The sequence below is a fragment of the Halomonas sp. KG2 genome (genome assembly GCA_030440445.1).
In the GTDB taxonomy this organism is placed as follows: domain Bacteria; phylum Pseudomonadota; class Gammaproteobacteria; order Pseudomonadales; family Halomonadaceae; genus Vreelandella.
In genome coordinates this window covers 2,363,176-2,389,608 of the sequence record CP098528.1, presented here as the reverse complement: position 1 = coordinate 2,389,608, position 26,433 = coordinate 2,363,176, and the positions used below count along the sequence as shown (strand labels likewise).

Here is a 26,433-nt window from a genome sequence, read left to right as displayed (position 1 = left end):
AGCGTCGCCGAAAGCAGTTTTCACTCCTGGATTCATAGAATAACCGCAGCACTTTGGACACCACGGTGGAGGCAGGAGGGTCAGCGCCGGTACCCTTCTCGGCTCACCGACCAAAGTGAAGCAGAGCATGGGATACCGACAGCTGACCCAGACCCAACGATACCAGATCCACGCCCGCTATGACTTGGGCGTGAGCCAGCGTCAAATCGGCAGAGAGCTAGGAATCCACAGCAGCACGGTCAGCCGTGAGCTGCGTCGTAACGCCACTTCTGGTGGCTACGACCCCGAGCAGGCCCAGTCCCTCAGTGATCACCGCCGCCGCACCGCCTGGAAGTGGACGAAGCGCTTGCCCAGCCTGATCACCGCCGTTGCCGACCGGCTGCGAGAGGAGTGGAGTCCGGAGCAGATCAGCGGCTTCATGGCACCGTTGGCCGGCATAGGCGTCAGTCACCAGTGGATCTACTCCTTGATCTGGGATGACAGAGCGCAAGGTGGCGATCTATGGCGGCACCTCCGCCAACCGAAGCGTCGCAGCAAGCATCGGGCTCAGGCCAAGAGCGCTGGGCTTGGCAAGATCCCCAGCCGCGTGGGCATTGAGCATCGCCCGGCAGAGGTCGATGCCAGGCTCGTCATCGGGCACTGGGAAGGCGACACCGTCATTCAGGGGCATAAGCAATCGGGGCTGGTGACGCTGGTAGAGCGCCGTAGCGGCTATCTGCTGGCGGCGAGGTTGCCCAGGGTCTCAGCGGAGCTGACGCAAGCGGCCATGATCCGGCTGTTGAAGCCTCGCCGGGGTGCTGTGAAGACCATCACCCTAGACAACGGCTCGGAGTTCGCCGGCCACATAGCCGTAGGCAAGGCGGTGACCGCAAAGACCTACTTTTGCGATCCCTACTGCTCTGGCCAGCGTGGGAGCAACGAGAATACCAATGGCTTGATACGGCAGTACTTCCCCAAGGGAACAGACTTCCGCCAGGTCACCGATGCCGAGCTGCGCAAGGTGGTCGAGAAACTAAACGACCGCCCTCGAAAGCGACTCGGTTACCGGACACCGGCACAGGTGTTTCTGGGGGAGTACTCAGGAGCCCTGGACACAGCAGGTGCTGCACTTATTGCTTGAATTCAGGGGTGACAATGAATGGGGAGTGCGTGCGAACGAAAAAGGAATTCCTGTTGAATACGCTCAGGAGGTTATTGTTAACCATCCTGCACGCTCAAATGTAAAGGATATTCTTAAAAAACGAAGACGAGTGATGGGGGGGCAGTTGAGTAAAATGAAAAAAAATTCGAAGAGAAGTTTTATTATAATTTTAGCTAAAGGCTATTTTCCCCCAATAAAAGCGCTAAAGTTGTTTTTAGAAAAAGAGTTGACTTTTTCAGAGAGGTTTTTGGCTTATCTATTGTGTTATTATTTTAAATCTTATTCAGCAACGTACAGGTTGGCGCTACTCCTCGGCTTGGCTAAGCCAGAAAGATCTTAGCGTGAAGTTGGGTGAGTGCTGAGTGGTGAGTGGTGAGTGGTGAGTGGTGAGTGGTTGGTATGTGGTATGCCCCCATTTTTGTAGACACTTGGGCTTAACTGTTCGCAGCATAGGCGCTGGGAGTGAGACCTCCTAGCGCCATGTGCCTTCTCATTTTTGGATAGAACTCATCAATATAGTATCGGACCTCATCGCCCATATCGCTTCGTTCTATAGTGCCTAGCGGCTTTGTCCATTCCTTCTTGAGCAAGGCAAAAAAGCTTTCTGCACAGGCATTATCCCAACAATTTCCTCGGCGAGACATGCTTATTGTGACCTCACGGCCGTTAAGCCACGCCATCACCTCTTCGCTGCGATACTGTGTGCCTTGGTCAGAATGAAAAAGCAATTCCTTTCCGACCGGCTGAGAATGCTTCCAGGCTGACTCCAGCGCGTTTAACACCAGCTGTGAACTGTTGACTGCCCCCTGCGCATAACCAACGATTTGACGGGTACCAAGGTCCATGACCGCCACCAGATAGAGCCATCCTTCCTTACAGCGAATCTGGGTAATATCCGAGACCCAAACCTTGTTCGGCTCGCCAACTGAAAATCGCCGATTCAGTAAGTTAGGCAAAACGGGTAATGTCGACACAGCGCGCCGATACCCGGGTTTCAAGGCGGTACAGGAACGATAGCCTGCTTCTTGAAGGAGGCGTTGAACCTGATTCTTCCCGCAGCGGTACCCTTCATCTTGAGCTTCAATCCATAGCTTCCGATAACCGGGCACACTGTTCATTTTCTTGGCACGCTCTAGCAAAAAAGACGTGATGCTTTGATGGCGCTTTTGCATTTTTCCAGGACACCGTTGGCGACCTTTCCATCGGTAGTAACCTGAGCGAGAGACACCGAGTACTTCACAAGTTATTGAGAGCGGCCACCGCAACTGGCGATGGATCTCAATAAAAGCAAATTTTACTTGCCGTGCTTGATAAAGTACTCGTCCGCCTTTTTTAAAATTTCAGTCTCCAGCTGGGATCTTCTTAGCTGCTTTTTTAATCTCTTGATTTCATTTTCAAGCTCCTGAACGCTTTTTTCAGGGCCATCATTGGCAATTTTCTTGTCAGACGATGTGTGATCCATGGTCAACTCCTTGCGCCAACGACTTAATGTATTTGGATGTATACATAGTTTGGCAGCAAGCGTTGTCTGCGTCTGCGGTGAAGAGAGTGACGTTTGCACGGCTTCACGTTTAAACTCATCGGAATACCTGGGGCTACGCTTATATTTCATAACACCTTCTCTCTGAAAAAGGTGTCTACTTTTTCAGGGGCATTCCAGGTAGTCGAGTATTGTTTTTATAAATGCCTCGCCGAATATTTTTTAATATTCGGCGAGGCATTTTTTTTTACTTAATATTTTTTAGGGGATAGCAGACAGGCAATTGTCTTCATCAGTAGGTACCTGATAAGTCTAAGGTTACGCATTGAGGTGAATGGTTCTTTGAACTAAATTGTATTTGTAGATATTATATGTACAATATTGTCTTTGCAGACACAGGTTTTTGATTTAGTATTTATGAATAGGAAGGTGCAGAAAAGTGCGAGGTGCTTATGCAAACAGCCAGCAATGTTATTCAGGACAAGGCCGCCGCTGCGGCTGGTTTGAAAGCCGCTGTGCGTATTTTGGATAAATGGCGGGCGACAGGTGAGCAGGGCGAATCTATTCTACGCGTCTCCCACAGCAGCTATGCCCGCGCGCGGCGGGGAGATTTGGCTGAGATCAAGTTAGACAGTGATCAATTGGCACGAATCAGTTATTTGCTCAATATTCATGCGGCACTACGAATGCTGTTTGAAAACCCTGATAATGTTTACGGGTTCGTCTCCATGGAAAATCACAATCCTTACTTTAACGGGCGTACGCCGCTTGAGGTGATTGGTACTGGGGATTTCGCAGCACTTTATGAAACCTTCAAGCGTATTGATAGCTTACGAGGTGCACAGTGGTAGAGTCGGCGGGAATAAGCGAAGGTTCACTGCCCCTGTGTAAATCGAAAGAGGTAGTAGGGTATCGCTTAGTCAACAGTAAATTTCCTCCCATTGGGCTGTTTGACGATGTTGCGAGCCTTGATGAGTTTGAAGCGCTTTATGCCCTACAGGCGCTGACGAATCCAAGGCTGCGTAACGAGGCTGGCGATTTAGGGCTCATTCCTCACAACCAGATTCCCTTTGGGATCCGAGGATGCTCTTATGCGACAGCGCCTTTTACCCACGTTAATCCGGAAGGTTCTCGCTTTAGCGACGGCAGCTTTGGTGTGCTTTACATTGCGGATGAACTACCAACGGCCATCCGTGAAGTGAGACACCATCAGGAAATCTATTGGAAAAACGTACCATCGTTACATTTTGAACGGTTTATCTTCCGTGGGCTTAAGTGCCTATTTAATGAACAAGCCTGTCGTGATGGCTTGGCGCTTCAGCCATCCCATGCCATTTATGATGCCGACGATTATCGAGCAGCGCGCACGTTAGGCAGAGAGCTTCGGAAAGAGCAACGTACCGGTTTGCGTTACCATTCTGTTCGGCAACCAGGTGCCACTTGCTGGGCGTTAATGACGCCGCAGTTCGTCCAGGATATTATCCAGACCACTCATATTGAGATGATCTGGAACGGGCAAATAGCCCAAGTGAATCGCCTCTCAGCGGTACCCATCAAGTGAAGTCAGTAGGGTAATTATGTTCGCTGTTGCTCGGTGAAGCGCTGCATGATCGTGAGTGTTTTATCACTAACATGATGCTCCATGCCTTCTGCATCAATACGCGCTGTACTGTCATCAACGCCAAGGGCGCGCAAAAAATGCAACACTACATCGTGACGCGTCCGGGAAATTTCGGCCATTTTTTGACCTTCTTCGGTCAAGAAGAGCGAGCGATAGGGCTTGCTTGTCACTAGGCCCAATTCATTCAGGCGGCGAATCATTTTAGATACAGTAGCTTGGCTAACGGCCATTCGAGTAGCGATGTCCGCTGCGCGCGCTTCTCCGCGGTGGCGTAATAAGTCGCCGATTAACTCGACATAATCTTCGATCAGTTCCGTTTCGTGGGCATTACGCACCGTCTCATATTGCTGTGCATGCTGTTCCACGGGCGGTAGCGCATCTCCATCTTGGCCGTATGCGGTAGGAGAGTGTTGCTGTTGGTATTCACTCATTGGCAAAATTTATCAAGGTTAGTGGAAACGTTAATTAGTGATGGTAGCGCATTTTTTTAGATAATTGTTAGCCATGGCTAAACTGTTTGCATACAGCTTTTTTGCTGAGCTAAAGCTGTACTTATTGGGATCCTAGCACAGGAGAAAGAAATAATGATCAAGCAGTATGGCTGGTTAATCATTGTGCTAGTAGCGCCTTGCCGCTTTTTCCTGGCCCTGTTGTTTTCACTTAGGCACGGCACGTTAAGGCGCTGATGGCGCTATCCTAAGATCGCTACTGCCGATAACGCTTAAGAGGGCGATTGGAGGCTTTCCCATGCCTTTTCTGCGATGCCAATCCCAGCCCCGGTCATTAATAAGTAGGTTTGGTCGACACCGGCCTCATGCAATGGGGCTGCTTCATCCTGAAAGTGTATGCCCGCAAGCAGCTGTCCAGTAAAGCCTGCTTTACGCAGCTCGCGAGTGGCAATTAATTTACTTTCAAGCTCTGGGGTGGCCAACGTGACTGCCACCAGCTTTGAAATATCTAATTGATGCCAAAATCCCACGTCTTCTATATCACCATAGTAGACGTGGCGTTTGTGCTGCGATTTATTAGGATCAGAATCAATACCCGCAACTGACACCCCCTTGTCGTTAAAAAAGTCGTAGGCAGCACTACCTGTGCGTCCCATGCCAAGTATTAATACGGTAGCACTACCGATGTTAACGGGTTGTTCATCTGGATGGCGTGTATCACGCTCAAAGCGTGTTAACGACCTTTCCCAGCGGTCGAAAAGTCCATGAGCCAAGCGGTTCAGAGGTGCCGAAATGACAAAAGATAATGCGACAGCGATGGCGAGCGGTACCAGCCACTCTTCTAAAATACTAGAGGCAACGATTAGGCCAAATTCACTGTAGGCAGTTAGGCTTAAACCTCCCAGAAAGGCGTTACGCGCCCGGATACGGAATGCGATCAGCAGCGCAAAAAATAGTAGCCCTTTTAAGGGCAGTGCTAAGGCGAGAACTCCGGCAAAAATCAAGGCATTGGTGTCGGGTAGCCCAGCCATTCCTATTTGTAAGAAAAAGCTGATTAGGAGCATTTCCTTTATGCCCCATAGCGCCTTTGAAAGCTCCTGAGCGCGCGGGTGTTTGGCAAGCAATAGTCCCATGACTAAGGCACCTACCTCTGAGCTTAACCCGACGGCTTCGAATCCCATTCCACCGATAGCAATTGCTAGCACAGCGCCTAGCAGTACCAACAGCTCATCGTGTTGGGCAATGCTCATTAACCAATAAAGAAGGGGTCTAAGTAGTGGTAGTAAAAATACCAGTAGTGCCCACGGGCTGGGGCTCTGGCCACTATAAAAGCTGAGTACTGCAATGGCGACCAAGTCTTGAATAATCAAAATGCCGATGGCAATTCGGCCATGGAGAGCGCGCAATTCTCGCTTAGCCTCAAGTACCTTAGCGGCAAGAACGGTGCTTGAAAATGAGAGGGCTATGGCAAGCAATATTGCCTTATCCATAGATAGTGATAAAAACACGACGAAGCCAACCGTAAAAAATAAGCAGGTAATGGCTAGGTGTATAAATGCGCTTCCAAGCACGACGGGCTCAGCAAGGCTCTTCACGTTAAGTTTTAGGCCAATGGTAAAGAGCAGCAATAGAACGCCTAAGTGGGCAAGATGTTCTAGTAAGGGACCTGCCTCGCTGGGCAGGCCAACGCTAGGGCCGAAGGCGTTGAGTGCAAACCCGGCGGCCAAAAAGCCCACCAAGGGCGGTAAGCTAAGCTGACGGGCAATAATCCCGAAGACAAGAGCAAACGATAAAATAAGCACTTCAAACATGCTGAATCCTTAACATAAAGGTGGTTTGGTTATCTTCCCACCCGCCAATGTTTTTGCATTTCAATAAAGGTGAACGATGCCGACCAAGTGATCAGGACAAAGCCTGTTAACGCCAGCGTTCCGTATAGGAATCGAACGGGGCCCGTTGCGTAAATATCCCCATAACCGACTGTGGTATAGGTGACGGCAGAAAAGAATATATAGTCTAATAGATTAAAGCTGTCATAACCTCGCAGGGCGCCAATATTGTTGAGCTCCGTTAGCCACCATCCGGTCATACCAAACAGCCAAATTTCGGCAACGTGCGTCAATAAAACACCGAATGCCATACCAAGGATACGCTGGCGATGAGGCTTATGTGATTGTTCAATTTGCCGTGAGATAAGCCATAGTGATTCGTAGTGAAGCAGCACCGCTAGTACGACAGCGATGAACGTCGTTATTACGACGACCAAATGTTCGGGGTATGGAATGGTCAAGTAGTAAGAATCCCAACGTTGCTATGAGAAAATGTTCAGCACAAGCGGCTGCCAAATAACAGCAGCGAGCCATCTAAAGAGTGCCAGCCCCACCAGGCAAGCGCCACTCCGCCCAGCAGTAGCGTTGCTAATACTATCAACAGTGCAAACGCTGTTAGTGGCTTCATGAGGCCACCTGAGGAGCGATGTTGCGTGCCAGTGGTTTTTCGCTAATAAACCAGTGCAGACCAGCGGCGACCAGTGAAAGCACAATGGCAATCTTCCAGACAGTGTCATAATGGCCAGTGAGATCATAAAGATATCCGCCAAGCCAGACACCCATAAATGATCCTAACTGGTGAAATAAGAATACAATGCCGCCGAGCATGGATAAATGGCGAACACCAAATACAGACGCCACAATGCCGTTGGTTAATGGCACGGTTGAAAGCCATAGTAGGCCCATGGCGATACCAAATAAGTAAGCGCTGGTAGAGGTCAGCGGTAGCATCACAAAAGCGGTAATTATCGCGCCGCGAATTAAGTATAACCAGCTAAGTAGGCGTGGTTTTGACCAAATTCCTCCCATCCATCCTGCCGTGTAGGTGCCCACAATGTTGAACAAACCAACCAGTGCCAACACAGTGGTGCCCACCTGAATGGCCAAACCGTTATCGAATAAATAACCAGGTAGATGGACAGCAATAAAGACAACTTGGAAGCCGCAGACGAAAAAGCCGAGGCACAGTAGCCAAAAGCCTTTCTGGCCGACCGCCTCATTGAGTGCATCGCGTAAGCTTAAATCGCCCAGTGCGCTGGGGCTTGGGCGGTCTTTTAGCATCGCTCCCAGGGGAATCATCAGCGCAGCAATGGCACCCATCGCTAGAAGAGCTGCTGACCAGCCAAGCCACTCAATTAACCCCAGTGTGCCGGGTAACATCGCAAACTGCCCAAAAGAGCCAGCGGCACTGACAATACCCATCGCCATACTGCGTTTCTCGGGGGCTACTGCGCGTCCCACTGCGCCCAAAATTACTGAAAATGTAGTGCCGGACAGCCCTAAACCAATGAGGAAGCCAGCGCTTAGTGTCATGCCTAACGCGCTGGTGGAAAGGCTCATAAAGCACAGTCCAGCCACATATAAAATGGCCCCGATGACAATAATTCTCGCCGCTCCGAAACGATCAGCCAGCGCACCGGTGAAAGGCTGAGAGAGCCCCCAAATTAGGTTTTGAACCGCAAGGGCAAAGGCAAACACGCCGCGCCCCCAGCCGAAATCGCTGCTCATCGGCTCAAGGAAAAGCCCAAAACCATGTCGAAGTCCCATTGCCGTGGAAATAACCACGCTTGCTAGCACGATAAGGAGTAGTGTGCGATGTCGCGTCAATGCCATTTTACGTCCCTCGTTATGTAGTTAGTTAACGCGTTAACTAACTATCTCACGGGTCAGATTTTTTTAGAAGCTATCAACTGTCGGGTGAATTAGCAGTGTCAGTAATAAGCTGAGGGCGGCATACTAGGTAGTATGTTGCAAAGCAGCAAGTTGGCTTTGACTAAAGTCGTAAGCTTGTGTCACACGTGATCCACGTTTATGAGCGACGCTTAAACGACATACAAAATGCTTACGTTAGGATAGGTAAGTGTGGGGGATATCGATGAACCTTTTCATTTGTCGGTATGGGCTCATTTTTCATAATTGATTAGTAGGAGGCCAGTGGTGCTGAATCCTTTTTCCATGCAAGGCAAGGTCGGGATTGTTGCGGGCCTTGCTAATCAAGACTCTGATGCTGGAGCATCACTGACGGGTTTAACCCACTACGTAGATGCAGGCCACCATATTCGCTTCTAACGTATGGGTGATTAAGGAAGTTTTCTAGTTTAAGGAAGTGGTTTAAAGGAGTCACTTGATGTCGGCCAATGACGCTAATGATCTAATTGAAAATCGCACCTATGACGAAATAACGGTCGGGGATGAAGCCCACCTAGAAAAACGCCTGACCATGGAGGACATCAAACTGTTTGCTGTGATGTCAGGTGACATTAATCCGTCACACGTCGACAGCGACTTTGCTAAGGGCAGTCGTTTTCAGGAAGTCATTGCTCATGGCATGTGGGGCGGCGCGCTGATATCCACTGTGCTGGGAACGCAGCTGCCTGGGCCGGGCACGGTCTATCTTACACAGTCGTTGCAGTTTAAGGCACCCGTAAGGCTGGGGGATGTACTGCGAGTATCCGTGCGGGCTATCGAAAAAGACGATCAGCGTCATAGGATTACCTTTGCTTGCCGTTGCGAAAATCAACGCGGAGATACGGTCATTGAAGGTGAAGCTAGCGTATTGGCACCGATTAAAAAAATCCAACGGCCTCGCGCGTTGTTGCCCAAAGTGCGTTTAACCGAGCGTGGCAGGTTGCATGAGATTCTAACCGCTGCCGATCATCCAGAGCCAATGCCCACTGCCGTTGTTCATCCGGTAGATCAAAGCGCCATTTGTGGAGCGGTTGAATCAGCGGCGCAAGGTTTAATTATTCCTGTGCTAGTCGGGCCCAAAGGGAAAATACAGCTCGCCGCCGAAAAAGCCGAGGTGGATATCAGTGCATTCGAACTGGTGGATGTTCCCCACAGCCACGCGGCTGCTGAACAAGCGGTGGCACTAGCACGTCAGGGCCACGTAGGTGCGTTGATGAAAGGCGCGCTACACACCGATGAGCTTTTACATGAAGTGCTTAAGCGTGACACAGGATTGCGTACCGAGCGGTGCCTTAGTCATGTGATGGCCTTTGATGTGCCAACCTACCCGCGACCCTTATTGATCACGGATGCGGCAATCAATATCTATCCTAAGCTGGCTGAAAAGCGCGATATTGTTCAAAACGCGATTGAGTTAGCTCATGCATTGGGTAACGACAATCCCCGTGTGGCGATCCTTTCTGCTGTTGAGACCGTCAACCCCAAAATCACTTCTACGATTGATGCGGCGGCCCTGTGTAAGATGGCTGAGCGCGGCCAGATTAGTGGTGGCACCTTGGATGGTCCGCTGGCTTTCGATAATGCCGTCTCAGAAGCGGCGGCAAGAACCAAAGGTATTGTTTCGCCAGTGGCAGGGCGCGCCGACATCCTACTCGCGCCAGATCTTGAAGCGGCCAATATGTTGATGAAGCAACTGACTCACCTGGCGGATGCGACGGGGGCGGGCGTTGTCGTAGGCGCTAGGGTACCGATCATGCTGACAAGCCGCGCGGATGATGCATTGACGCGCATGGCATCCAGTGCATTAGCGTTACTACTCGCTGACTATCAGCGTCGGAGCCTACTAGGCAGCCCTTCAGGAGTATAACCATGCAGGAAATACTGGTGCTGAATAGTGGTTCCTCCAGCGTCAAGTTTGCGCTTTATCATATCAATGATGAAGACGCTGCCGGCGGAACTCAGGAGGCGTTGACGGTCGCCTACAGCGGCCATTTTTCGGGCTTGGCAACGACGCAATGTCGCGTGTCGTTAGCGCATCGCGAACCTGGGCAGCCCCCGCATCGCTATGGTTTGCAAACGCTGGAAGCGCTAGGGCTAACCCCGGCAATAAACCATGAAGAGGCCATTACAAAGTTGATGGCATGGCTTGAGCAGCGTGAGGATAAAGGTACTCTGGTTGCCATTGGGCATCGCGTTGTTCATGGTGGCCAAAACCACTTTGAAGCGACTAAGTTAAGCGCTAACGACGTGATCGAGTTGGAAAAATTTTCAAGCTTAGCGCCGCTGCACCAGCCCCATGGACTTGCGCCTATCAAACTACTGATGGCACGTCTGCCAGACGTACCACAGATCGCATGTTTCGATACCGCGTTTCATGCTCATCAGCCCTGGGTGGCTCGGCAGTTTGCTTTGCCGCGGGAACTGACGGCCAAGGGGGTGATACGTTATGGCTTCCACGGCCTTTCCTACGATTATATTCAGCGCACGCTACCCAATGTGTTGCCAGATGATGCACCCCGTTCACGGGTGGTGGTGGCGCATTTGGGTAACGGTGCCAGTATGTGTGCTATCCGCGATGGCGTCAGCGTAGCCTCAAGCATGGGCTTTACTGCGCTTGATGGATTGCCGATGGGGACACGCTCCGGTGCTTTAGATCCAGGGTTGGTGCTTCACTTAATTGGTCATGAAGCAATGAGTGTTGAGGACGTATCAACGCTTTTATACAAACGTTCAGGACTGCTCGGTGTCTCCGGAATAAGTAGCGATATGCGCGAGCTGCTTGCAAGTGATGCCCCTGAAGCCGAAGAGGCTGTTGAGCTTTACTGCTATCGCGCCGCGCGGGAAATCGCCAGTTTAGCTGGCGCGCTGGGCGGGCTTGATCAATTGATATTCACCGCCGGTATTGGTGAGCATGCAGCACCGGTGCGTGCACGTATTGTGGCGCAGTGTGAGTGGTTGGGCATGCAACTTGATGAAAAAGCCAATAAGCGTGATGCCTGTTGCATCTCTTCACCGAGTAGCCGTGTGGGCGTTTGGGTCATTCCAACCGATGAAGAGCGAGTAATCGCCAGTGATTGCCTAGCGCTTCTCAATAGGACGGATCAAGCAGCGTGTTAATTCTGCCACCTGATGCCAGGAAGATTACTTGAGCCACTGACCGTAGAGATGGTTGAGTGTTGTCATTGTTGTGGTGATTGCTACTGTCATTACCGCTACCGAGAAACCACTGATCTGATAGAATCCCCAGTTTTTGTAAGCTCACTCACTTATCTAACTGGGAATCTTAATGAACGCGGTAATTCTTGCTGTGCTAGTCATGGTGGCGCTTTCGCTTGCTCGGGTATCCGTAGTGTTTGCACTGGTTGTAGGCGCGCTGGTTGGGGGCTTAGTTGGCGGCCTGTCACTGGATGAAACGCTCAGTGCATTCAATGATGGTGTTGGTGGAGGCGCGCAAGTAGCCCTTGCTTATGCCACGCTTGGGGCCTTTGCGGTGGCTATTTCCCGTTCAGGGCTTCCAGATATGCTGGCCAATCGCCTGATTACGATGTTGGGAAAAGAAGCGACTGCGGCACATCAAGCACGGGTAAAGGTGTTTTTGCTCGTCGCAGTGCTCTTAGTGGCTATTTCATCACAAAACGCCATTCCGGTGCATATAGCGTTTATCCCGGTGCTGATTCCGCCGTTGTTGGTGGTAATGAATCGCCTCCAGCTTGACCGCCGCGCGGTGGCGTGTGCGCTCACCTTTGGGTTAACCGCCCCGTATATGCTGCTACCTGTTGGTTTTGGCGCGATCTTTTTGAATGATATTCTGCTGGCAAATTTAAATAGCGCTGGCGAGTCACTGGGCTTGGAAATTACCCGGGGCATGGTGCCGATGGCAATGGCTATTCCGGTAGGAGGAATGGCCATTGGCTTACTCGTGGCACTGTTCTTCAGCTACCGCGGGCAGCGCGAATATACTAATAAAGACCTAGTAGCGACTAATGCCCACCAAGGTCACTCGCCTGCAAAGCCTCATACATTTGGGCTGGTGATGTCGGGCGTGGCTATTGTGGCTGCGTTAGGTTTACAGCTATATACCGGCTCTATGATTATTGGTGGGCTAGTGGGGATTGCTTTGCTTTCGCTGGGCGGCATTTTTAAGTGGCGTGAAGCAGACGATCTATTTACCAGCGGTATGCGTATGATGGCGTTGATCGGCTTCATCATGATTTCAGCGGCTGGCTTTGCAGAAGTAATGAAGGCGACAGGGGATATCGAGTCGCTAGTGACAGGTGCGTTTGAACTGTTTGGTGATAACCGCGGTTTAGCGGCGTTTGTTATGCTGCTGGTAGGCTTGTTTATTACCCTGGGAATTGGCTCATCGTTTTCAACCATTCCCATTATCGCAGCGATTTTTGTACCGCTGGCGGTGCAGTTCGGTTTCTCGCCAATGGCGACGGTTGTGCTGGTTGGTACCGCGGCTGCACTGGGCGATGCTGGCTCGCCAGCGTCTGATTCAACGCTGGGGCCAACCTCGGGTCTAAATGTTGATGGACAGCATGATCATATGTGGGACAGCGTGGTGCCTACCTTCCTGCACTACAATATACCGCTGATTGCTTTTGGGTGGTTGGCAGCGATGTCGCTTTAAATTTTTTCACGCAAACCAACAAGCAGACTAAGAAGGGCAGCCATGAGCTGCCCTTTATTATACGAAAACCATCATCATTGCCCAGGTAGGTGCGTCTCGAAAGCGCTGAGCAGGCCGCGGAGTAAGGAGAGTTCCTTGCGGCTAGGCTGAGAGCGGGAGAACAGCGCCTGAAGCTGTTCTTCAGTGCGGGCATGGGGCTGGGTAAGAAAGCCACTCTGCTGCATCAGACGTCCAAGGTGCTCCTGGAAGTGCACAAACTGCTCACGGCTGGGAGGCGTGGCTTCAAGTGGCCGTTGGTAGATGAAGTGACTATCATCGCGCTTCCGCCAAGCACGGTGTACTTCATAGGCTAAAATCTGCACGGCCTGCGATAGATTTAAAATACCGTATTCAGGGTTGGCAGGTATGCTGACTTGGTGTGTGCAGCAACGTATTTCGTCGTTAGTGAGACCTGAGCGCTCACGCCCGAATACCAGTGCAACTGGCGCTTGTGCGGCGTTCTCAATCACCTGCAGCGCCATGTCATCAGGTTCATCGAAATGCGGCAGCGGTAGGCTACGGAGCCTTGCGCTCGCACCCACCACCTGTACGCAATCACTAACCGCTTCTTCAAGGCTGCTTACACAACGGGCATTTTCAAGCACATCTGTTGCACCTGCTGCCATGCGAGTTGCTTCGTCATCTGGGAATGCGCGCGGATTAACCAATAAGAGCTCGGATAAGCCCATGGTTTTCATCGCGCGAGCGGTAGCGCCAATGTTGCCTGGGTGGAAGGTTTGCACTAGTACGATGCGAATATTGGAGAGCACGGTAATGAAGACCTACAGCTGCCGGATAAAGGCGCTGATGGTAGCATGATTTTAACGACCGTTAGAGGTAAAGGGGGCATTGTCAAATAAAAGAACCCCGCCATGGCGGGGTTCTTAGCGACGTTAAACGTCAGAGCGATAGGCTCAGGGGTGCATTACATCATTCCGCTCATGCCACCCATTCCGCCCATGCCACCCATGTCCGGAGCAGCATCTTGCTCTTCAGGGTCGTCAGCGATCATGCACTCAGTAGTGATCATCAGACCAGCAACAGAACCAGCGGACTGCAGTGCAGTGCGGGTTACTTTAGCCGGGTCCAGAACACCCATTTCGAACAGGTCGCCGTACTCACCTGTTTGCGCGTTATAGCCGAAGTTACCTTCACCATCTTTCACGCTGTTGATAACAACAGCGGCTTCTTCACCGGCGTTGGTAACAATCTGACGCAGCGGAGACTGCATAGCGCGCAGCGCCATGTTGATACCGTGGTTCTGGTCTTCGTTGTCGCCAGTCAGGCCTTGTACTTTAGCCATGACGCGAACCAGTGCAGTACCGCCACCAGGTACAACGCCTTCTTCTACTGCGGCGCGGGTTGAGTGCAGTGCATCTTCAACACGAGCTTTCTTCTCTTTCATTTCTACTTCGGTAGCCGCACCGACGCGAATAACAGCAACACCGCCTGCCAGTTTGGCAACGCGCTCTTGCAGCTTCTCTTTGTCGTAATCAGAAGAGGTTTCTTCGATTTGAGCACGGATCTGGTTAACGCGTGCTTCGATGTCATTTTCAACGCCAGCGCCATCAATGATGGTGGTGTTTTCTTTAGACATCGTCATGCGCTTAGCGGTACCCAGGTGATCCAGGTTCGCTTGCTCAAGCGTTAGGCCAACTTCTTCAGAAATCACGGTGCCGTTAGTCAGGATAGCGATATCCTGCAGCATCGCTTTGCGGCGATCGCCGAAGCCAGGTGCTTTAGCGGCAGCAACTTTAACGATGCCGCGCATATTGTTCACAACCAGCGTTGCTAGCGCTTCGCCTTCGATATCTTCAGCGATAATCGCGAGCGGTTTACCTTGCTTAGCAACCGCTTCCAGCACCGGCAGTAATTCGCGGATGTTGGAGATTTTCTTGTCTACGAGCAGGATGTAAGGGTCTTCCAGCTCGACAGCCATGGTGTCTTGGTTGGTAACGAAGTAGGGCGAGAGGTAGCCGCGATCAAACTGCATACCTTCAACAACTTCCAGCTCGTCTTCGAAGCCACGGCCTTCATCAACGGTGATGACGCCTTCTTTACCAACTTTTTCCATCGCTTCAGCGATGATCTCGCCAATGCGCTTGTCGCCGTTAGCAGAGATTGTGCCTACCTGAGCAATCGACTTGGTGTCGGTGCAAGGAACAGACATTGCCTGAATCTCTTTAACAGCCGCGCTAACCGCTTGGTCGATACCGCGCTTAAGATCCATCGGGTTCATGCCCGCAGTAACGCCTTTCAAGCCTTCTGCAACAATTGCTTGAGCCAGAACCGTTGCCGTAGTGGTGCCGTCGCCTGCAGCGTCAGACGTTTTGGAAGCAACTTCCTTAACCATCTGAGCGCCCATGTTCTCGAACTTGTCTTTCAGTTCGATCTCTTTGGCAACCGATACACCATCTTTAGTAACGGTCGGTGCGCCGAAGGACTTGTCCAGTACCACGTTACGGCCTTTCGGACCGAGGGTAACTTTTACTGCGTTGGCCAGAACGTCAACGCCACGTGCCATGCGTTTGCGGGCATCATCGGAGAACTTAACTTGCTTAGCTGCCATGTTCGTTATTTCCTAAACATTGAAATTTAAAAGGAAAAGTAAGTAGTCGAGGCGAGATTTAGCCTTCGACGACTGCCAAGATATCGGCTTCGCTCATGATCAGAACTTCTTCGCCGTTGATTTTCTGTTTCTCAACGCCGAAACCGTCTTTGAAAATCACCGAGTCGCCAACTTTAACGTCCAACGGGCGAACGTCACCGTTGTCGAGAATGCGACCATTACCAACCGCCAGGACTTCACCGCGAGTGGGTTTTTCCTGGGCGTTGCCCGGAAGCACGATGCCGCCAGCGGTTTTCTGCTCTTCTTCCACGCGACGAACAACGACGCGATCGTGCAAAGGACGGATATTCATGCTCACGTTCTCCTGAGTATCGTCAAAGCCCATAAGGGCAGTTAGCTAAATGAGATTTCCGAGGGCCTCTTGCCCGCGAAAAGTGAAGGTAAGTCACCTTCATGTTAATGGCGAAAGCTAGTGCATCCGCCGAACTTGTGTGCTGACTCAAAAGTGGGGGCTGCTCGTAGCCTTTCAAGGGGCAAGTGATAAAAAAATGTGGTTTTTTGACATTCTTCTTCGATGAGCCTTCAGCGCCGCCTTGCTGTTTCATCGCGGCTAATGAATTCACCTTCAATCGGCCCTTCTTGACTGCTTGAGCGTGATGTATGGGCCTGTTCGTAGCTTGCCTGCTGCTGTTGGTCAGCAGTGCTTTTTAAGCCTAGCCAAGTGAGGGCTTTAAATAATAACTGGCGAGCGTTAGGCAGCAGACAGGCGATGCCTAGCGCGTCAGAGAGAAAGCCAGGGGCCAAAAGTAGGGCACCACCGAAAATCAGTGCGGCCCCGGTAAACAGTTCTTGAGAGGGAATTTCACCCACTTGCATGCGCTGTCGCGCGCGCGCCAGAGTGGAAACACCCTCTTTGCGAATGAGGTGTAGACCAATGAAGCCAGTGCCCAGTATTAGAAGTAGGGTGGTTAATAAACCAATTTGGCTACCGATCGAAAACAGTAGTACAAAATCAACTAACGTAAACAGCGATATAAAAAGAAGAATGGGCATGACAGACTCCATAACAAACGTAATTCGTCAATATGGTGGCAGAAATCACGAAAACAAGCAGCCAACGTTCGGTTAGCTTGCTTACGTATGTGTTCTAATGCTCGATATTTCGCTCAATAACTTCTATGCTGCGATGCACAATGGTGCCATTTTACGAGGCGAGATAGGTGGCGCTTAGCAAGCAATTTAAAGTATCGGTCTTTATAAGTATCGGTCTAAGGAGAATCAGGTGAATCTGACAAATAAAGTGATCGCGATTACCGGGGGAGCCCGCGGTCTGGGTTTTGCTATGGCGGAGCGGCTAGGTAATCAAGGTGCCCGGTTAGCGCTTTTGGATATGAGTGCAGAGGCATTGGATGAGGCAGTATCGGTGTTAGCGTCTCAAGATATTCAAGCGCACGCCTTCGTGACAAATGTGGCCGATGAGCAGTCAGTGCAGCAGGCATTTGCTGACATTGCGGCCCGCATGGGGCCGGTAAGCGGTTGTATTAATAATGCAGGGATCACTGACGATGGCTTGCTGATCAAAGCAAAAGAAGGGGTAGTTGAAAAACGCATGTCGCTATCCGCTTGGCAGAAAGTGCTTGATGTTAATTTAACCGGCGTTTTCCTGTGCGGGCGGGAGGCGGCAACGCAGATGGTAGAAGCTGGGCACCAGGGCGTTATTGTCAATATTTCAAGCATCTCCCGAGCCGGAAATATGGGGCAAAGTAATTACGCTGCTGCCAAAGCTGGTGTACATGCGTTGACCGTTGCTTGGGGCAAAGAGCTTGCCCGTTACGGTATTCGTACTGGAACCGTGGCACCAGGGTTTGTTGGGACCGACATGACAGCTTCCATGCGTCCCGATATGTTGGAAAGAATCTCTTCCAGTGTGCCTCTTAAGCGGTTGGGTAATCCTGATGACATCGCGAAAAGCGTCGCTTTCATTTTTGAAAATGATTACTTCACGGCGCGAATTATCGAGTGTGACGGTGGCTTGCGGCTTTAAATCACTAAATATCAGCTATTGCCAATAACGGTTGCGGCTAGTATCGCTGTTAACGGTGACAACTCACTAATAGGCCATTGGCAGAACTGCTAATGGCCTATCGTGTGTCCGCGGTGGGGCACTAATGGCTAGAAGTGGAAGTGATCGCGCTGAAGCTCGCGCTGGAAGTACATTTCTACCCGTAATGTCATCGCCCAGCGGGGGTCGTAGCTAACCTCTCGCTGAAAATGCAGTTCTGGAATGACATCTGCAAACAGTATTCCTTTATGGATATCTCTACGGTAGCGGGTTTGCAGGTAGTAGTTTGTCATTCGTGGGCTAGACACGCTTTCACCAATGGCGATAGCTGAGTAGCGAAGTGCGCTACGGCTGTTTAAGCGCTGGTTGAGCTGCACTACCTCGCTGTACTCAAGCGTGTCCTCTTCCTCACGCCACTGCACGTTGGTAATAAATCGCAGGTGGCGATTGGTGGATAATGGGCGGCCAAGATCCCACTCGGTGCGTGCTGAATAACCTGAGTTGTTAAACCAGGATAGTCGATTAAATGATTCTAGCTGCCAGGGGCTATCCTTTAAGTCCCACAGGCGTTCGCTGGTAAAACGGACATAGGGGTCAAGAGGCAGGCGAAGGCGAACGCCAGCGCCAAAGCGGTTGCTCCAGTGCTCACGTTTGTCTCTGCTTTCTAACCAGTCAAGGCCGAATGTTGATGTTCTACGATCGCGCTGGTCGTTATAGAGCCGCCCAGAGCCTTGTTCAGCCAGCGTGCCTTGTGATTCTTCTGGATCACTTTCAATGATTAAGCGAAGGCGGTCTTCTGTCGTGGGAAGATCGATGCGATAACGCACACTAATATCACCGTTAGTGCCTTCGCCTTCCATCCAGTCGATTTCCTGGCCAAGGCGGAGATAAGATCTGTTGTCGGCAGAAGCGGATTGATCACCACCAAAAAAAGAGTCAATGTTTCTCGACGTGTTGTCTACCCAGTTGCCAATGCTTGCGCGAAATGGCTCAACGCGTGTTTCAGCCCACTCGGGTAGGTCGCTGTCGCTATCTTCCTCGGTAGCATAGGTTTCGGCAGAATAGGTGTTTGGCGACAGTGCGCAAAATACGCCAAGGAAAAAGACAGCGAGCACTGGTTTCATCGAAGAGATCCTGGAAGCGATAAGGTTGTTAGCTGCTAACCTAACTCAAAAACAGACTGAGGTCAGCTAATCGGTTTATGCAGGATCGTAAAACAAAAAAATTCGGTTAGCATAAAGCTACCGAATTTTTCGAAGGTAAAGACCTTTAAATTGGTGCGGATGGGGAGACTCGAACTTTCTCTGTACCACACCAATTCAGATAGTTACCTTAACATTCTGACTTAAAGCTGACTACCCCCGAACATCTCGACTGCGCGAAGGCCCAGCTCGGGGGAGGTGTTGGGTATCCATTGTGCGTAGGTGCGGGCGGTGAACACCACGTCTCGGTGCCCCATCTGCTTGCTAACCCAAGCTAGCGGCTCGCCTGCTGATAGCATCATTGAACCGAAAGTGTGCCGCGTCTGGTAGAGCGTTCTGTAGCGAACACCTGAGCGAATCACAACCGGGCGCCAAAGCTTTTCCCTTATATCGTTGTCGCCGCTGAGTGGCTTTTGGCTGCGCGGCCACAAGAAGATGCGGCCACTGGGGTGAAGCCTGGTGTATTGCATTTGTGCTTTGAGCGCCTGGGCCGCCGGAGGTAGCAGGGCGACGGTGCGTCTGCCTGCAGTTGTTTTTGTGTCTTCTGCTTCTCCTTTAGCGGCCGCCGTGATGGATTTGTTTACGGTGATTTCCATCCTATGCCAATCAATGTCTCCCCATTCCAGCGCGATGTACTCACTCGGTCTAAGGCCGGTCCAGAATGCGAATTGGAACAGTGGGCGTATATTGTCTCGCGCTGCAGCTAGGATCGCCGCTTGCTCTTCACGTGTGAAAGGATCAGGGCCTTTCTTTGGCCCTGGTGCTTCTTTCAAGCGGTAGTTCCATCCGTGGAGAGGGTTTGAATCGAGAAGTTCGTCATTGACGGCATCGTCTAGCGCCGACCGCAGAACCATCACGATATTGGCCAGGCGCTTGTTGCCGCAACTAAGCGAGGCTACCCACGTGCGCACTTGGGGGCGTGTGACTTCGGCAAGTAGAAACTTGCCGAACTGAGGGATCAATTGCCGCTCAATAATAGTGGTGTAGGTTTTGATCGTTGAGGCCTTGTGAGTGGGCCGCTTTAGATTGAGCCACTGCCGCAGGTAAGTATCAAGCCGATCCTGGCGCATGAACTTGCGTGCATTCTTGCTGCGGGGGAAGGTAACTTGGTAATCAAACGTGTCGGCGTCGATCGATGAAATAACCGCGGCGCGATGGCGCGCCGCTTTCTTCATGTTAGCGGTGGTGGGCTCGAGCTTGAGCCGTTCGCGGCAGCGGGTGCCCTGGTAGTAGAAGTCGATTTCGATACTGCTGGTCGAAGCGATCCGGACCCCTTCGTAACTGCTCCCTTTGTTACCCATCGTGCATACCCTTCTAATGACATTAATATCCGACCGTCCGGCGCTTTAAAGAACTGATCACCCAGTCGCCAATCACCACGCTTGATCTTTGATCTAATGGCAAACTCGCTGTAGCCGGTGAGCTCGCTGAAACGCTCAATCGTGACGTGATCAATCGGTAGCATTGCCGCCTCCTAATAGTGTGCATTCAGCGGGTGCGCCTTGGCTTGGCATCGTTTTGGACTTAATGCCAACGGGCTGTAGGTCGTAGATCCAGACCGGTGGGTTGGCCTGCCATGAGTCAGGGCCGTTGATGGATTCCCAAAGCTCTTTGAATGCATCCGTGGGGTCTTGCCAATTTCTAGGGTCAGGCTTGCTGTTAAAGGCGCTGTAGTAGTATTCGCCTCGCCAGTGGTGAATCTTAAATATTCCTTCTCCGATTGCATCGCTATCTAATGGGTGCTGGCCTTCCATGTCGTTGAGTCTTTCCAGTCTGACGCTTATCACATCAAACACTAGGCGGGCTGCCCAGCGTGGCATGAACATTGAAGGTCGCCATGGGAAGCTAGGTGCCCCATCGAAATCGAAGTTCTCGCGGTATACGCAGGCTTCATAGTCGTCATCAGGATTAATCGTTTGAACGATGCCAACGCTTCGGCGATAGGCTGGCTCTGGTACAAACGCATGGGCTTCTTTAACCCAAATCCGATCACCTGGCTGGACACGTGAGTAAATCCGGTGGGTAGTAGCTTCCGCGCAAGTGGCTTTTAGGTACGGGCCTGGGTTGCCTGCAGGCGATGGGCCGTTGTCGATCGACGCGTTGGCGAGGTCGAACCCTGCAGCCTCCCACCGCTTTTTGCTAATGCCGTTGCCGTCGACCAGGGAGTTGTGAGCATCGACGGTGCGGCGGGTTTGGTTTTTGCGCCCCCCGAGGAAGGCTTGCACCATGGCCGTGCTGAATAGTTTGCCGTGTTCTTTCATTGGGTGCCCCCGTTTGCTTGGTAGTCCTGCAGAGCATCGCCTTCTTCCTTAACAGCTGTGGTTGTTCTGTCGGGTTCCCTGTCGCCTTTCGAGCACATTTCTGAAAGCTCATCGAAGGTACCCTTTAAAGTTTTATTGTCCGCCTTATTTAAAAACTCGCAAAGCCCGTTCAAGCCTAGCGGTTTGATTAGTCTGCCATTTTCCAGATCTTCATAGGCTGTATAGAACAGAGTCTCAAATGAACCGCTTCTAATGCCGACAAGTTTATCCAAAAAACGAAGCAATCTTTGTTCGTGACTCCCTTCATATGATGCTAAAAGGCACCAAATTGGCGATTCAACTTCGATATTCTGTCCAAATAGAGTTTTCCATATTTCAAGTAACTCACGAGTACCGCTTTCACGGAAGTGAGTATGGTCACGCTCGGATTCATCAAAATAAATGTCGAATAAATCAAATAGGTCGGTATCTTCAACAATAGCTTCGCGATACTCTTTTTGAAGTTCATCCAGCGTCATACCCCACCTCCAGCATCTCTTCTAATCTGATTGCCCACCAGGATAGCGACGTTGGCGGCTTGCTCTCTGGGATGGTCGCCGAACTTGTTCCAATCAATGGGGCCGTTACGTAGCTCTTCTGACACTCGCAGGCAGCCTTGCTGTTGCTGGTCAACGCAAAGAGCCTTGAGGCTCTCTGCGGGCATTTCATCAATTGCTATCTGAATTGCTTCGGCCTTGAGCGCCCGGGCTTTCCACTTCTCCCTACGCTCTTTCAGCTTTTCGATAGCAATGAGAATTTCAAGGTTGCCGTTGAGCTGGTCTTCTCCTCGGACGCCAGCGGCTTTGCCTACCCCAACTAATGCCATGATCACTGAAGCAAATAGCCGTTCCCATCGCTGGGATTCTTCAAAGGCCGCTTTCGCGGCCTGCTCGGAGTCTTGAAACGTGATACGCCATGTTTCATAGCTCATAACAGACGCTCCTTGGGTGGGTTATCGCCAAGAAATTCCAGCTTGTCTACCGTGGCGTTAAATGCCTTGGCCAGGCGTTTGCGGCGTCCGCATGTGATGTGGTCGGCTAGGTGGTTGCCGCAATCTAGGTGGTCATAGGCAGTTGCATATGAGATATAGAGGCGGCGTGCTCTGGCTCTAAGCTGCCTGATTCGAATGGCGTTCAGCATCATCATCCCCGGCCCCCTTGGCCGTAGGCCTTGAGTGCTTCGGTTAAAGCTTCATGCTCGCCGAACTGGCGGATGTTGCCGTGCAGGTCGCCAGCAGACATCCAGAGCCAATCGTGGTCGCCTTCGGCATAGATGATCTCAATGCGGGCCGCTTCAGTGCCGCGCATTTGGCGAACCTTGTTAAATTCTACCAGTTTGAATTGTGGGTATTGTGGGCTCGTCAGGGGCTGCTGCTGTGGGTTGCTCATGCGGCTTTCTCCTCAGCCGCTGCTTTTTCGGCGGCGCGGTCTAAGCGTTCGACTTCTGCGAGGATTAGGGCGCCTGCTTTCACTAGGTCGCGGCGCGGGTTAAGGCTGGGCTTCCACCATTTGCTATCCATGTTGCTGGGCAGCCAGGTAGGCTCGTTCGCTCCCAAGATTCCATGGGCGACGATTGCCGCGTGGTGTGCGTAGCTGCACGCGAGTGAGGCCAGTTCACCTTTAGTCCATTGATCATCTTGATCTAGGGTGAATCCTTCAGCGTGGATCTGACGATTGCGCTCATTAGAGAGTTCAAAAAGTACCTCGATAGGGGGATCAATCTGATCATCCTCAAAGCGGGTATCTGACCAGAGCAATGCCATGGCAAAATCAGATTTGGGGCGGACTGAGATAATAGTGATATCACCGTCTTCATTTACAAAGCGGCCAATCTCAGCAAAGCCGTAAGTTGGGGTGTAGGTAATATTGTCCAGATAAGCTTTGGTCTGGTTTTCAAATATTGCCCAAGCCTCTGGCTCTTCTTGCGGGCAAGGTGGGTCTTCAAAGTGCAGGTGAACTTCAAAGCCGAACGGCTCTAATACTTCTTTAACGTCATGCTCTTCAAATAGCGGGTGCGCGAGTAGTTTATGCGTTTGCATTGGTTTGCTCTCCGGTGGTGGAACCCCGCCGCCCGTGGTGGGTGGCGGCGGGGTGGTCGTGCGGTTGCTGCTTAACGGGTTGGTGGTTACTTGCTGAATGAGCCCAGTAATAAGGTGGCGTTTTCTTCCAACTCATCGGCCAGAACTTGCTTAAACTCTTTTGCCATTTCTTCCTGAGCAGTTTCCAGCCCGATGATTCGCAGCTTCAGCTTGGGCTTGATGTCATCGGTGAGGATCGAGACGCGCACCTCAAACGTGCGGTAGGCCAGGCCTTCGTAGGGTATGCAGTGGAAGCGGATGATATCCGGCGTGGCGGCTCCAGCGCTGGCATCTAGGGCGTCCATGCCTGAACGCTTGGTGTTCCAGTCGCCTTCTTCATGGCTGCGTTCTTGCGTTGCTTTGATCTCGATCTTGCGCACGGCGTTGGCGAGCTGTTTAGCGGTTAGGTCTTCGCCGTTGCTATCGATCCCGGTGATGCAGTGGTGCCAGTCTTCAATCCAGTGCGCCAATTCCTTTTGGGCAAAGCTTGTGCCGTTGGCTGAAAGGCAGGCTTCAAACGCGCCGGTTTTCTCTAGGCGTAGGCTAGCGGTGTGGTCTCCATGGCCTGGTGTTGCTGGGTTGCCGAGGTCAAAGAAGGACTTAGCGCGCATGGCGTCGATGTCAACGAATACACGGGCTTCATCTTCGGCGTTTACGTAGTTCGCGTAGTCTTCAATCGAGCTTGTTGCAAAGGCGCCACGGAAGCGGGTAGGTGCTTCCATGAACGGCTCTAGCGATTGCAGCTTGTAGCCTTCAGGCACTAGCAGGGTGGGTTCAAACGTGCCTGGGTTGCCGATAGTCGCGGCGTGAACGAGGGCTTCAATCTTTTCGATGGCTTGGTGGTCCATGGTCATTCCTTTTGCATTGGTTTGCGTTGGTGGGGTGAGTGCGTTGGTTAGGCGCGGTTACTAAAAAAAGTCAGGCTTTGCGACTGATCGCGTTAATGCCATAAAGCCTTGCTGCAGGTTGGTGCGGGCGATGTTCACCCAGCGCATGTCAATTGCGTGGCCTCCAGTATCAGCATTCAAGCTTTCAAGCTTGCCAATAAGCTGGCCGACTTCTTCAGCCTTGGTTTTAACCTCGTTCATGAGGTCTATCTCTTCCTGGCTCAGCTCGCGATAGCCTTTGATCTTGCGGTGTTGGTTATCCATATTGTTTTACCTATATGTAGCTAGTGGGTTAGGCGCGTTGGGTAGAAGATTGCTCGTTAAACTCAAACTTTCCCTGGTTCTCTGGGAACAGGGTGAGCTTGCCGCCGCGCCCTACATACAGCGGTGTTTTAGTGGTGTTCTCCTCAGAGCGCTTGCCTTTGGCAGTGGGTACCACATAGCTGAGCTTGTGGGCGCAATCGACCTGCGAGCTGTCCGCGATCTGCTTCAGGCTGAACTTGATTGTGACGTCAGCGGCTTTGCCATGAGCGACGCAACCAGCAGCGGCATCGCTAAGGGCTCGGGCTAGCTTTTCGCGGAAGATGCCGGCGTCTAAGTCGTCTAGCAGGGCGTTGATGTCGGTTGAGGTGGGTTCGTTAGCCATGATTGGTTTCCTCTTTCGTGGTGGTAGTGGCCGTTAGGCCTGGTTTTCGGCGCTGCATTGGCAGCGTCGCGAAACGGGTTATAGGTCAGCTGTCGTTGGCGGCTTCACGCTGGATGCGGATGCTTAGGCGATTTGCGATGTAGAGCAGGCCGCGTTCTGTGACCAGCGTTTTGCCGTAGGGTCGCTCGGTGCCTAGTCCTGGGTTTTCATAGACTTTTAGCTCAACGACTAAGCGGCCGGTGCTTGTGTGCGGGCGAGTGGCGACGTTGTGGGCGTCTAGCATGCCGAGCTCGCGTAAGCGCTTGCATAGAGTATTTCGGCCGGTGCCCATAAGCGCTGCAGCTTCTTGTAACGTGTAACGGTGACCTAGCACGCGGGCGGGCTGTGGGTGTTGGGGGGCGTTCATGCGGCGTCTCCTGTAGGTGGGGTTAGGAAACCTTCAAGTACTCGGGCCATGGCCTGCAGCTCTTGCAGCGCGTGAGCGCCCGTCAATGAGCAGCGACCCGGCAGGTGTACCTTTATGGTGGTGAGCGCTTTGAAGTTGCGCTGCTCTATCTCGCTAAACAGAAGGACATGGGTGCTGAACTCGTGAACTTGACCAGAGTATTCCGTGCTTACTGCATAAGTGCCTTGCAGGCTGATCGTGATCGCCAGACCTTGGATGTAGGCCATGGCATCGCGGTGTGCTTGCGTTAGCACCGGGGCGGGGAGTTGGGTGATGGTGTTCATGCGGCCACCTCCTGCTTAAACCATCCTTTAGCGATGAAAGCCTCGCGAACGGCTTGGATGATCAGTTTCAAGCGGCGGGCTTCCCTGCTCGGTTTTTCGGGTACTGAGTGGTACCACTCCTCGCCAAGCAAGTCAGATATAAGCTCAATATCAATAGAGTCCATCGCATGTATTTCATTAACTGTCATGCCTTCGTGACGCTCTATTTCTTCGACCTTGTCCCAGGTTTCGCGAGCTTCAGTGCTGCTCATATCACCATCTTTGCGCTGTTCAATAACTGCAGTTTTCAGCTTATCGATAAGCGCTTCAAAATCGATGCATTCCATGTTGCTACTAGCGCGAGCGAATTTACCTAGTAGGTAGCCATCATCGCAGCGAGCAAAGAACTCAGCCGCGCTATAGCCGTCCCACATACCTCCCCAGGCATGCGACCACGCATCACCAAAGCTCTCGATAGTGATGCGGCCAACTTTTGGTGCAATGTCTTCGATAAATACGTTGATGCTGTCGAGGTTATCTAGGCCGCGAATAGTCAGCTGCGTTGCAGTCGATTCAGTGATATTCATGCAGCACCACCTTGCGGTGCGCGCTGGTAGCGGGCCGCTTCTTCTGGGGTGAGCAGATAGATAGTGCGGGATTGTTTGCCAGTCAGGCGAGCAGCAACGCGCCCGGTGACGTGTTGCATGGCCGCGATGGCGATATGGCTGTTACCTGCGGCCGGGTGCATGATCACCCGGCATGGTTGGGCATTGGTTTGCATTGTCATATTCCGTTGGTGGGGCGGATATGACAACGAGTTTTGTACACCAAAACGGATTTGTCAACCGTTAAGGTTAATAATCTCAGAGGTTATATTTTCCG

At 51.8% G+C, this 26,433-nt stretch carries 32 protein-coding genes; 8 read left to right on the top strand and 24 right to left on the bottom strand.

Annotation, left to right across the window (positions count from 1 at the left end):
• Positions 1-127: 127 nt before the first annotated feature.
• Both NDQ72_11215 and NDQ72_11210 read left to right on the top strand, forming a co-directional pair.
• Positions 128-1,120, top strand: a complete 993-nt coding sequence (locus tag NDQ72_11215) for an IS30 family transposase (GenBank protein ID WKD26645.1) — start codon at positions 128-130, stop codon at positions 1,118-1,120.
• Positions 1,121-1,145: 25 nt separating this feature from the next.
• The gene (locus tag NDQ72_11210) at positions 1,146-1,481 is read left to right on the top strand and encodes a hypothetical protein (GenBank protein WKD26644.1); all 336 of its coding nucleotides are present in this window, start codon (positions 1,146-1,148) and stop codon (positions 1,479-1,481) included.
• Between the two features lie 94 nt (positions 1,482-1,575).
• Here NDQ72_11210 and NDQ72_11205 read toward each other — a convergent pair.
• A protein-coding gene (locus NDQ72_11205) for an IS3 family transposase (GenBank protein ID WKD26643.1) occupies positions 1,576-2,753 on the bottom strand; the annotation gives its coding sequence in 2 pieces (ribosomal slippage) (positions 1,576-2,462 and positions 2,462-2,753; 1,179 coding nt in all).
• A gap of 320 nt (positions 2,754-3,073) precedes the next feature.
• Between NDQ72_11205 and NDQ72_11200 the strand changes: the two genes are divergently transcribed.
• Both NDQ72_11200 and NDQ72_11195 read left to right on the top strand, forming a co-directional pair.
• Entirely contained in the window at positions 3,074-3,472 is a 399-nt protein-coding gene (locus NDQ72_11200; protein WKD26642.1) for an MbcA/ParS/Xre antitoxin family protein, read from the top strand.
• Positions 3,466-4,182: an RES family NAD+ phosphorylase gene (locus NDQ72_11195; protein WKD26641.1), complete on the top strand. Its 717-nt coding sequence runs from the start codon at positions 3,466-3,468 to the stop codon at positions 4,180-4,182. Before NDQ72_11200 ends, NDQ72_11195 begins: the two co-directional genes overlap by 7 nt.
• Before the next feature lie 14 nt (positions 4,183-4,196).
• Here NDQ72_11195 and mntR read toward each other — a convergent pair whose 3' ends face one another.
• The 4 genes from mntR to NDQ72_11175 form a co-directional block, all read right to left on the bottom strand.
• Entirely contained in the window at positions 4,197-4,673 is a 477-nt protein-coding gene (mntR, locus tag NDQ72_11190) for a manganese-binding transcriptional regulator MntR (protein WKD26640.1), read from the bottom strand.
• A gap of 290 nt (positions 4,674-4,963) precedes the next feature.
• Positions 4,964-6,502 (bottom strand): cation:proton antiporter, encoded by a 1,539-nt coding sequence (locus NDQ72_11185; protein ID WKD26639.1) that lies wholly within the window; start codon positions 6,500-6,502, stop codon positions 4,964-4,966.
• Between the two features lie 29 nt (positions 6,503-6,531).
• Entirely contained in the window at positions 6,532-6,981 is a 450-nt protein-coding gene (locus NDQ72_11180) for a potassium channel family protein (GenBank protein ID WKD26638.1), read from the bottom strand.
• A 163-nt stretch (positions 6,982-7,144) separates the two neighbouring features.
• Positions 7,145-8,353: an MFS transporter gene (locus NDQ72_11175; protein WKD26637.1), complete on the bottom strand. Its 1,209-nt coding sequence runs from the start codon at positions 8,351-8,353 to the stop codon at positions 7,145-7,147.
• A 514-nt stretch (positions 8,354-8,867) separates the two neighbouring features.
• Here NDQ72_11175 and NDQ72_11170 point away from each other — a divergent pair.
• The 3 genes from NDQ72_11170 (at position 8,868) to NDQ72_11160 (ending at position 13,061) form a co-directional block, all read left to right on the top strand.
• On the top strand, positions 8,868-10,295 hold the full coding sequence (locus NDQ72_11170) for a bifunctional enoyl-CoA hydratase/phosphate acetyltransferase (GenBank protein WKD26636.1): 1,428 nt from the start codon (positions 8,868-8,870) through the stop codon (positions 10,293-10,295).
• A 2-nt stretch (positions 10,296-10,297) separates the two neighbouring features.
• Positions 10,298-11,545, top strand: coding sequence for an acetate/propionate family kinase (locus NDQ72_11165; GenBank protein WKD26635.1), 1,248 nt, complete (start codon positions 10,298-10,300; stop codon positions 11,543-11,545).
• A gap of 169 nt (positions 11,546-11,714) precedes the next feature.
• Positions 11,715-13,061: a Na+/H+ antiporter family protein gene (locus NDQ72_11160; GenBank protein WKD26634.1), complete on the top strand. Its 1,347-nt coding sequence runs from the start codon at positions 11,715-11,717 to the stop codon at positions 13,059-13,061.
• Positions 13,062-13,135: 74 nt separating this feature from the next.
• Here the strand turns inward: NDQ72_11160 and NDQ72_11155 are convergent, their stop codons facing one another.
• The 4 genes from NDQ72_11155 to NDQ72_11140 all read right to left on the bottom strand — a co-directional run bounded on the left by NDQ72_11155 (position 13,136) and on the right by NDQ72_11140 (position 16,722).
• The gene (locus tag NDQ72_11155; protein WKD26633.1) at positions 13,136-13,870 is read right to left on the bottom strand and encodes an RNA methyltransferase; all 735 of its coding nucleotides are present in this window, start codon (positions 13,868-13,870) and stop codon (positions 13,136-13,138) included.
• A gap of 155 nt (positions 13,871-14,025) precedes the next feature.
• Entirely contained in the window at positions 14,026-15,669 is a 1,644-nt protein-coding gene (gene groL, locus NDQ72_11150; protein ID WKD26632.1) for a chaperonin GroEL, read from the bottom strand.
• 58 nt (positions 15,670-15,727) lie between these two features.
• Positions 15,728-16,021 carry a co-chaperone GroES gene (locus NDQ72_11145; GenBank protein WKD26631.1) on the bottom strand — a complete coding sequence of 98 codons (294 nt, stop codon included), beginning with the start codon at positions 16,019-16,021 and terminating at the stop codon, positions 15,728-15,730.
• Between the two features lie 230 nt (positions 16,022-16,251).
• Entirely contained in the window at positions 16,252-16,722 is a 471-nt protein-coding gene (locus NDQ72_11140) for an FxsA family protein (GenBank protein ID WKD26630.1), read from the bottom strand.
• Between the two features lie 229 nt (positions 16,723-16,951).
• Between NDQ72_11140 and NDQ72_11135 the strand changes: the two genes are divergently transcribed.
• Positions 16,952-17,713 carry an SDR family oxidoreductase gene (locus NDQ72_11135; GenBank protein WKD26629.1) on the top strand — a complete coding sequence of 254 codons (762 nt, stop codon included), beginning with the start codon at positions 16,952-16,954 and terminating at the stop codon, positions 17,711-17,713.
• A gap of 128 nt (positions 17,714-17,841) precedes the next feature.
• Here NDQ72_11135 and NDQ72_11130 read toward each other — a convergent pair whose 3' ends face one another.
• The 15 genes from NDQ72_11130 to NDQ72_11060 all read right to left on the bottom strand — a co-directional run bounded on the left by NDQ72_11130 (position 17,842) and on the right by NDQ72_11060 (position 26,332).
• Positions 17,842-18,855 (bottom strand): hypothetical protein, encoded by a 1,014-nt coding sequence (locus tag NDQ72_11130; protein ID WKD26628.1) that lies wholly within the window; start codon positions 18,853-18,855, stop codon positions 17,842-17,844.
• 221 nt (positions 18,856-19,076) lie between these two features.
• Positions 19,077-20,234, bottom strand: coding sequence for a site-specific integrase (locus NDQ72_11125; protein WKD26627.1), 1,158 nt, complete (start codon positions 20,232-20,234; stop codon positions 19,077-19,079).
• A 150-nt stretch (positions 20,235-20,384) separates the two neighbouring features.
• On the bottom strand, positions 20,385-21,194 hold the full coding sequence (locus tag NDQ72_11120; GenBank protein ID WKD26626.1) for a hypothetical protein: 810 nt from the start codon (positions 21,192-21,194) through the stop codon (positions 20,385-20,387).
• Positions 21,191-21,712: a hypothetical protein gene (locus NDQ72_11115; protein ID WKD26625.1), complete on the bottom strand. Its 522-nt coding sequence runs from the start codon at positions 21,710-21,712 to the stop codon at positions 21,191-21,193. The genes NDQ72_11120 and NDQ72_11115 overlap by 4 nt, the downstream gene beginning before the upstream one ends.
• Positions 21,709-22,164 (bottom strand): hypothetical protein, encoded by a 456-nt coding sequence (locus tag NDQ72_11110; protein ID WKD26624.1) that lies wholly within the window; start codon positions 22,162-22,164, stop codon positions 21,709-21,711. The genes NDQ72_11115 and NDQ72_11110 overlap by 4 nt, the downstream gene beginning before the upstream one ends.
• A complete protein-coding gene (locus NDQ72_11105; protein WKD26623.1) occupies positions 22,161-22,379 on the bottom strand; it encodes a hypothetical protein in 219 nt (72 codons plus the stop codon). The genes NDQ72_11110 and NDQ72_11105 overlap by 4 nt, the downstream gene beginning before the upstream one ends.
• Positions 22,376-22,621 (bottom strand): hypothetical protein, encoded by a 246-nt coding sequence (locus tag NDQ72_11100; GenBank protein WKD26622.1) that lies wholly within the window; start codon positions 22,619-22,621, stop codon positions 22,376-22,378. Before NDQ72_11100 ends, NDQ72_11105 begins: the two co-directional genes overlap by 4 nt.
• Positions 22,618-23,271, bottom strand: a complete 654-nt coding sequence (locus NDQ72_11095) for a hypothetical protein (protein ID WKD26621.1) — start codon at positions 23,269-23,271, stop codon at positions 22,618-22,620. The genes NDQ72_11100 and NDQ72_11095 overlap by 4 nt, the downstream gene beginning before the upstream one ends.
• An 86-nt stretch (positions 23,272-23,357) precedes the next feature.
• Positions 23,358-24,158, bottom strand: a complete 801-nt coding sequence (locus tag NDQ72_11090) for a YfdQ family protein (GenBank protein ID WKD26620.1) — start codon at positions 24,156-24,158, stop codon at positions 23,358-23,360.
• 60 nt (positions 24,159-24,218) lie between these two features.
• On the bottom strand, positions 24,219-24,461 hold the full coding sequence (locus NDQ72_11085) for a hypothetical protein (protein ID WKD26619.1): 243 nt from the start codon (positions 24,459-24,461) through the stop codon (positions 24,219-24,221).
• 28 nt (positions 24,462-24,489) lie between these two features.
• Positions 24,490-24,843 carry a hypothetical protein gene (locus NDQ72_11080; protein WKD26618.1) on the bottom strand — a complete coding sequence of 118 codons (354 nt, stop codon included), beginning with the start codon at positions 24,841-24,843 and terminating at the stop codon, positions 24,490-24,492.
• Between the two features lie 85 nt (positions 24,844-24,928).
• On the bottom strand, positions 24,929-25,249 hold the full coding sequence (locus NDQ72_11075) for a phage antirepressor KilAC domain-containing protein (GenBank protein ID WKD26617.1): 321 nt from the start codon (positions 25,247-25,249) through the stop codon (positions 24,929-24,931).
• Positions 25,246-25,572 (bottom strand): hypothetical protein, encoded by a 327-nt coding sequence (locus tag NDQ72_11070; protein WKD26616.1) that lies wholly within the window; start codon positions 25,570-25,572, stop codon positions 25,246-25,248. Before NDQ72_11070 ends, NDQ72_11075 begins: the two co-directional genes overlap by 4 nt.
• On the bottom strand, positions 25,569-26,138 hold the full coding sequence (locus tag NDQ72_11065) for a hypothetical protein (GenBank protein WKD26615.1): 570 nt from the start codon (positions 26,136-26,138) through the stop codon (positions 25,569-25,571). The genes NDQ72_11070 and NDQ72_11065 overlap by 4 nt, the downstream gene beginning before the upstream one ends.
• Positions 26,135-26,332 carry a hypothetical protein gene (locus NDQ72_11060; GenBank protein WKD26614.1) on the bottom strand — a complete coding sequence of 66 codons (198 nt, stop codon included), beginning with the start codon at positions 26,330-26,332 and terminating at the stop codon, positions 26,135-26,137. Before NDQ72_11060 ends, NDQ72_11065 begins: the two co-directional genes overlap by 4 nt.
• Between the last annotated feature and the right edge of the window lie 101 nt (positions 26,333-26,433).